A 5,889-nucleotide genomic window follows, 5' to 3' on the forward strand; every position below is an offset into this window, starting at 1 on the left:
ATCATGAGTTCGCTTGCTGCCTTGCACGACCCGGACATGATCGCCGGCGGCCGCAACGAGATCGGTGGCTTCGGGGACCGCAAGGTGAATTCATCCATAGGCTCACAATGGTCGAAAGAAGGACGCGTTGCGGAGATGGACAGGGCAGCCGAGCAAGCGCTCAAGTCGCAGGGCCCCGATGCCAAGATGAACGTCACGCTTGAGCGCTGCAAATGAGGCAATGTGCATGAAACAGACCGATGAAGACCTGGAGTGGTTCCTGGAACAGTTCGGACCACCGACCGCATCTGAAGCGGCAAGTGACGAGGTGATCAGGAAGTTCCGCGGCAAGCTCCCCGACCAACTTCTCACCTACTGGCAAGAGCTCGGCTTCTGCGGCTTCAAGAATGGCTTGTTCTGGCTCGTCAACCCTGACGACTACGAAGCGGAGTTGGAAGCGTGGCTGGGTGACACCGAAGTCGTCGAACAAGACGCCTACTACGTGATCGCGAGGAGCGGCTTCGGCAGGTTGTTCCTATGGGGAACGAAGACAGGCTACAAATACCATGTGGATCCGACGCAAGGCTGGATCTATGGAGAAGATCGCCACACGGCGGAGATCAGCCTGGGCAAGCAAGACGAATGCTTGCGTCGGTTCCTTTCAGGAACCAACCCCAAGGCCATCGACATGAAGGGCGATGACAAGCAGCCTCTATTCGATCGTGCAGCCAGCAAGCTGGGGCCACTCGCAGCGGACGAAGTCTTCGCCTTCGAACCAGCACTTGTCGCCGGCGGATCTGCCAAGCTGGGGAACATCACCAAGCGCAACATACACGTGCATCTCACTGTTCTGGCGCAGCTGAGTCACCGAGAGATCCTGGATCGGGAAGCCCTGACCCGCAAGGCCTTCGGCTAGGCTCCCTCTTCCCGAACATTGCGGAACAATCAGCCTCCAGCAACCAGGAGGTCACCGTGTTCTCGCACGTCTTTGTCGGTGTCAGTGATTTCGACCGGGCCCTCGCGTTCTACATGCCCTTGATGGCGGCGCTGGGCATCGAGGCGCGCTTCTGTGAACGCAGCCGTCCGTGGGCGGGCTGGCAATCGAAGCCAACGCCGCGGCCCTTGTTCCTTATCGGCAAACCCTACGACCAGCTCGCCCCTCAGCCGGGCAATGGCCACATGGTGGCCTTTCTGGCCGAGACGCGCGCGATCGTGGACGAAGCCCATGCCATCGCACTGACCCACGGGGGTGCCTGCGAAGGGGCCCCGGGTTTGCGGCCGGAGTACCACGCCCACTACTACGGCGCGTACTTCCGCGATCCGGATGGCAACAAGCTCTGCGTCGCATGCCATTCGCCCGCCGGCTGAGGCCCCTGCGGTGGCTGATGTGGGCTGCGCTCGGGGTCATCGCCTCGGTCGCCGCCTACTTCATGGTGGCATTCGGGCTGCTGCTCGTGCCGGCCAACCGGCAGCCTGCGGGCGATGCGATCGTGGTGCAGGCCTATGTGATGTCCAACGGCGTGCACACCGACCTCGTCTTCCCGCTGCGCGCGCAGGGCGTGGACTGGTCCCGCACCTTCCCGTCGCGGCATCTGGCGCACGACCCGGGCGGCGAACCCGCTCGCTATGTGGCCATCGGCTGGGGCGATCGGGAGTTCTATCTGCACACGCCTCGCTGGCGTGACCTCACTGCCGGGCGCGCCCTGCAAGCCTTGTCCGGCAGCGGCCATTCGCTGCTGCATGTGACGCACTTGCATGAAGCCGACTTGCGCGAAGGCACCTACGCACTGCCTTTGACGGAAGCGCAATACGCCTCGCTGGTGCAGCACGTGGAGGCCTCGCTGGTGCGCGCGCCCGGCGGAGAAGGTGCCCACCTGCCCGGCCAGCACTACGGCCCGCGCGATGCCTTCTATGAGGCCCGCGGCAGCTACAACCTGTTCACCACCTGCAACGTGTGGACGGGGCGCGCGCTGCGCCAGGCCGGCGTGAAGGTCAGCGTGTGGACACCATTGGCCTCGCAGGTGGTGTGGCACCTGCCCGCCGCACGCTGACGCCAGGCACGCGGGCCTCAGCTCTTGTAGATGCCGCAGGCAATCGCCAGATCGCCGGCGCGCTCGACGTAGGACGACTTCAGGCGAATCTCATTGGTGACCGGGTGCGCCCACTTGTAGTCGACCCAGCCCTGCCCACCCGAGCGCGCCAGTGCGGCCATGTCTTGCACGAAGGGCTTGCCGTCGACGTCCTTGCTGACCGGGCCGGCGCCCAGCACGCGCGCGTTGTTGCCGTGGGCATAGAACACCGAGTCGTTGCTGCCGATGGCCATGAGGTAGAGGTCGCGGTCGATGAAGCGGCCCTTGCCCAGCTTGTTGATCTCGGCGATCAGTGCCTCTTTGCCGTGCTCCTTGAAGAAGGCGATGCCCTGCTTCACCAGTGCCGCGGCCTCGTCGGCATTGCCGTGCTCGCGCGTGCCGAGGTTGAAGCCGGACACCGACTTGAGCAAGCTCACGGCCTGCTCGTTGAGCGAGACGGCCGTCTGCGAGGCGTCTTGCACCAGCTTGGCATTCATCTTCACCATGCCGTCGATGTCGGTGATGGCCTGGTTCACGGTCTGGATGCCCAGGCTCTGCTCGTGGCTGGCACTGGCCATCTCCTTCATGAGGCTGGCCACGTGCTTCACTGAGGCGACGATCTCGGTCATGGTCTTGCCGGCATCGTCGACGAGCTTGCTGCCGGCGTCGACCTTCTCGACCGAATCGCCGATCAGCGCCTTGATCTCCTTGGCCGCCGTGGCCGAGCGCTGCGCGAGCGTGCGCACCTCGGCCGCCACCACCGCGAAGCCGCGGCCCTGCTCGCCGGCACGCGCGGCTTCCACCGCGGCGTTGAGCGCGAGGATGTTGGTCTGGAAAGCGATGCCGTCGATCACCCCGATGATGTCAGCGATCTTGCGCGAGCTGTCCTTGATGGAGCCCATGGTGGTGACCACCTCGGTGACCACCTGGCCGCCCTTGACCGCCTGATCGGACGCTTGCAGCACCAGCTTGTTGGCCTGCTCCGCGTTGTCAGCATTCTGCTTGACGGTGATGGTGATCTGCTCCATCGACGCGGCGGTGTTCTGAAGCGAATCGCTTTGCGTGGTGGTGCGCTCGGACAGCGACGAGTTGTCGCGGCTGATCTGCGAGGAGGTGCTGGCCACGGTGGTGGTGCCGGTGCGCACGTCGCTCACGACCTTGAAGAAGCGGTCCTTCATGCCGCTCAGTGCGAGCATGAGCTGGCCGAACTCGTCGCGGCGCTTCACGCTGTATTGCGAAGTCAGGTCGCCGGCGGTGAGCTTCTGGGCGATGTCGAGCGCTTCGCGCAGCGGCTGGATCACGCCGCGGGTGAGCCACCACGCAGACGCCACGCCAAGCGCGATGGCGGCGAGGCCGCAGCCGATGACCCAGGCCTTCGCCGCGCCGTCGACGTAGCTGGCGGCCAGGGCCGTGTTGATGCCGAGGATCAGCAGCATGGGCCCGAAGCCCAGCAGCAAGCGAGAGCGCAGCGTCAAGTTCTCGATGGCCATATCGATTCCTGATCAAGTGGTGGGTGGATGTGATGCATGCCCCAAGCGGCATGCACCAGCCGTGCGCCGGCCTTTCTGGAGCGCGCGCCATTCGGGTATCGGCAGGCCACCTGCGAACTTGATCAGGCAAAACGCCCTTGCAGGTACCAGCTTTTCCCGCCTGACAAGGTTGGCCGCTCGCGGTACAGCCAGACCAGGGCCCCTTCGGCCGTCTGGGCGATGAAGTAGTCGCGCTCGGCCAGTTGGTGGTCCCACCAGCCGGCTTCGATGCGCTCGGGGCCACACACCAGCTGCAGGACCTCGCCATCGAGCAGCGGGCGCTCTTGATGCTGAGGCAAGGGCTGCGGCTGCGGCAACAGCCACAGCGGGCGGGTGATGCTGTGGCCCGGTGGCGCGGGTGCCGCAGCCTCCTCGCGGCGCCGAGGCATCAGCGGCTCGGCCGCGCACACCACCGTGGCGCGCTCGGGCCGGTGGTCGGCCACCGGAACCAGGCGCTGCACCTGCTCGCGCCCCAGGCGGGCTTGCAGGCGCTCGATCAGGCGCGTGAGGCCGACATGCTCGCTCTGCGGCGTGGGGAAGAGCTCGGCATTGGGCGGCGGTCGGCGCGAGATGTCGTCGGACTGCAAGCCCAGCTCGAGCGTGGGCGCGGGCAGCTGCAAGGCAGCCAGACGCTCGCGCAGCAGCACCAGCATGTGGGCCGCGTCGCGCGAGGGCTCGGCCAGCGCGACTTCGAGCTCGGTAGCCGCTTGTGCATGACCCCAGCGCGGCTCGTGCTTCATCACCAGGCTGAAGCGGCGCACGAAGGCGTGCTGCGCCGACAGCCACGCCACCAGGCGCGACAGCAGCACCTGCGCGCCGTGCAGCAGCTGGTCGGTGGTGTCGGCGCGCGCAAACAGCTCGAGCTGGCTGTGGAAAAACGGCGGCAGGACGATCGGCTCGCGCGGGTCGGGCCGGTCGCCGAGGGCGCTGTCCAGCTCGTCGAGCAAGGCCTGGCCGAAGCGGCGCGCCAGCCCCGCGCGCGGCAGGTGGCGCAGGTCGCCCAGGGTGTGCAGGCCCATGCCCTGCAAGGCGTCGGCGTGCTCGCAACCGGCGGCCAGCAGCACCAGTGGAGCGGCATCGAGTGACTGCACCAGCGCCGGCCGGTCGGCGCAGTGCAGGCCATCGTGGCGGCGCGACAGCAGGGCCGCGCCTTGGGCCGTGGGGGCACTCACGCAGCGGATGCGGTGGCCCAGCGGGGCCAGCGTCGCGCGCAGCTTGTGGAGCAGGGCCTCGCGCCCGCCGAAGTAGCGCAGGCTGGCCTGCACCTCCAGCAGCACGCCCGCCGGCATCGACAGGCTGACCGCCGGCGTGAAGGCCAGGGCCGCATGTGCCACGCTGGTCAATGCGGCGAGGTCGCGCCGCTCATCGGCCTGGCCCAGCAGCAGCTGGGGTGCCAGCGACAAGGCCGTGGCCCGCTTCATGCCCGGCTGCACACCCAGGGCGCGGGCCTCTCGGTTGGCGCTGACGACGCGGTGCGCATCCATCAGGGCCAGCGGCTGTTCGGCCTGTTCGGGCGGCAGGGTCGCCACGAAGGTTTCGAGCGACAGCCACGGCAGATGCAGACCAACCCAGAGCATGGCGGCTTGTGTTCATCACGCCAGGTTGATGAAGGTGGCGGCGCGCAGAGGCACAGCGTCGCCCCCCATCTGTAAACGGCGCAAGGCCGCGGCCGACAGCACCGGCGGCAGGGACAGGTGCAGCGGTGCCAGCAAGGGCGGCCCGCGGCGCTTGAGCACGCGCAGAGCGAGCTGGTCGGCCCCTGCGGGGTGCAAGGCCAGCCGCAGCGGCGCTGCACTGGCATGTGCCTGCGCGGCCACCTCACGCAGCACGAAGGCCGGCCCGTCGTGGGCATGCGCCGCCAGTTGCAAACGCCGCAAGCGCTCGGCCCGCAAGCGGGGTGGCAGCCACGCCACCACCGCCCCCACATGGCTGCTCTTGAGGGCCTGCTCCAGCGCCCACAGGCGGTCAGCGCCCGGGCGCAGCTGCAGATGCGTCTGGATGACCAGCAACTGGTCCACGTCCAGACCCAGCTCGGCCAAGGCAGGAGCCGACACCGCGGCGGGCGGGTCGAACATCATCACCAGCCGGCCGGCGCGCTGGGTGGCCGCCAGGCTCGCAGCCAGCAGGCGCATCTCGCCGATGCCGGGGTGCGGCAGCAGCAGTTCGGTGAGCACTCGGCGCGGCCAGCCGCCGCCGGGCAGTTGTGCGTCGAGCAGGCCGAAGCCGCTGGGCAGGGCGCGCTCGGCATCGCGGCCCAGCTGGTCGGCGCGCCAGAGCTGAGGGTGCAAGGCCTCGGGCGCCAGCGAGGCCCG

Annotated in this window: 7 protein-coding genes; 4 read left to right on the forward strand and 3 right to left on the reverse strand. The window is 67.8% G+C overall.

What is annotated here, in order from left to right; all coding sequences use genetic code 11:
- From VFL64_RS18975 to VFL64_RS18990, 4 genes are all read left to right on the forward strand, one after another.
- On the forward strand, nt 1-216 hold a 216-nt coding region (locus tag VFL64_RS18975; protein ID WP_489541944.1), incomplete at its 5' end, for a polymorphic toxin type 15 domain-containing protein.
- A 10-nt stretch (nt 217-226) separates the two neighbouring features.
- The gene (locus tag VFL64_RS18980; RefSeq protein ID WP_489541945.1) at nt 227-895 is read left to right on the forward strand and encodes a GAD-like domain-containing protein; all 669 of its coding nucleotides are present in this window, start codon (nt 227-229) and stop codon (nt 893-895) included.
- A 56-nt stretch (nt 896-951) separates the two neighbouring features.
- The gene (locus tag VFL64_RS18985; protein ID WP_489541946.1) at nt 952-1,347 is read left to right on the forward strand and encodes a VOC family protein; all 396 of its coding nucleotides are present in this window, start codon (nt 952-954) and stop codon (nt 1,345-1,347) included.
- Nucleotides 1,348-1,364: 17 nt separating this feature from the next.
- On the forward strand, nt 1,365-2,030 hold the full coding sequence (locus tag VFL64_RS18990; protein ID WP_489541947.1) for a TIGR02117 family protein: 666 nt from the start codon (nt 1,365-1,367) through the stop codon (nt 2,028-2,030).
- A 17-nt stretch (nt 2,031-2,047) separates the two neighbouring features.
- On the opposite strand, the gene VFL64_RS18995 is transcribed toward VFL64_RS18990, so the two are convergent.
- The 3 genes from VFL64_RS18995 to imuA all read right to left on the reverse strand — a co-directional run.
- Nucleotides 2,048-3,538 (reverse strand): methyl-accepting chemotaxis protein, encoded by a 1,491-nt coding sequence (locus VFL64_RS18995; RefSeq protein ID WP_489541948.1) that lies wholly within the window; start codon nt 3,536-3,538, stop codon nt 2,048-2,050.
- A gap of 122 nt (nt 3,539-3,660) precedes the next feature.
- Nucleotides 3,661-5,154, reverse strand: coding sequence for a Y-family DNA polymerase (locus tag VFL64_RS19000; protein ID WP_489541949.1), 1,494 nt, complete (start codon nt 5,152-5,154; stop codon nt 3,661-3,663).
- A gap of 15 nt (nt 5,155-5,169) precedes the next feature.
- A partial coding sequence (gene imuA / locus VFL64_RS19005) for a translesion DNA synthesis-associated protein ImuA (protein ID WP_489541950.1) occupies nt 5,170-5,889 on the reverse strand: 720 nt, incomplete at its 5' end.

Source organism: Rhizobacter sp., from assembly GCF_035702065.1.
GTDB lineage: Bacteria > Pseudomonadota > Gammaproteobacteria > Burkholderiales > Burkholderiaceae_C > Rhizobacter.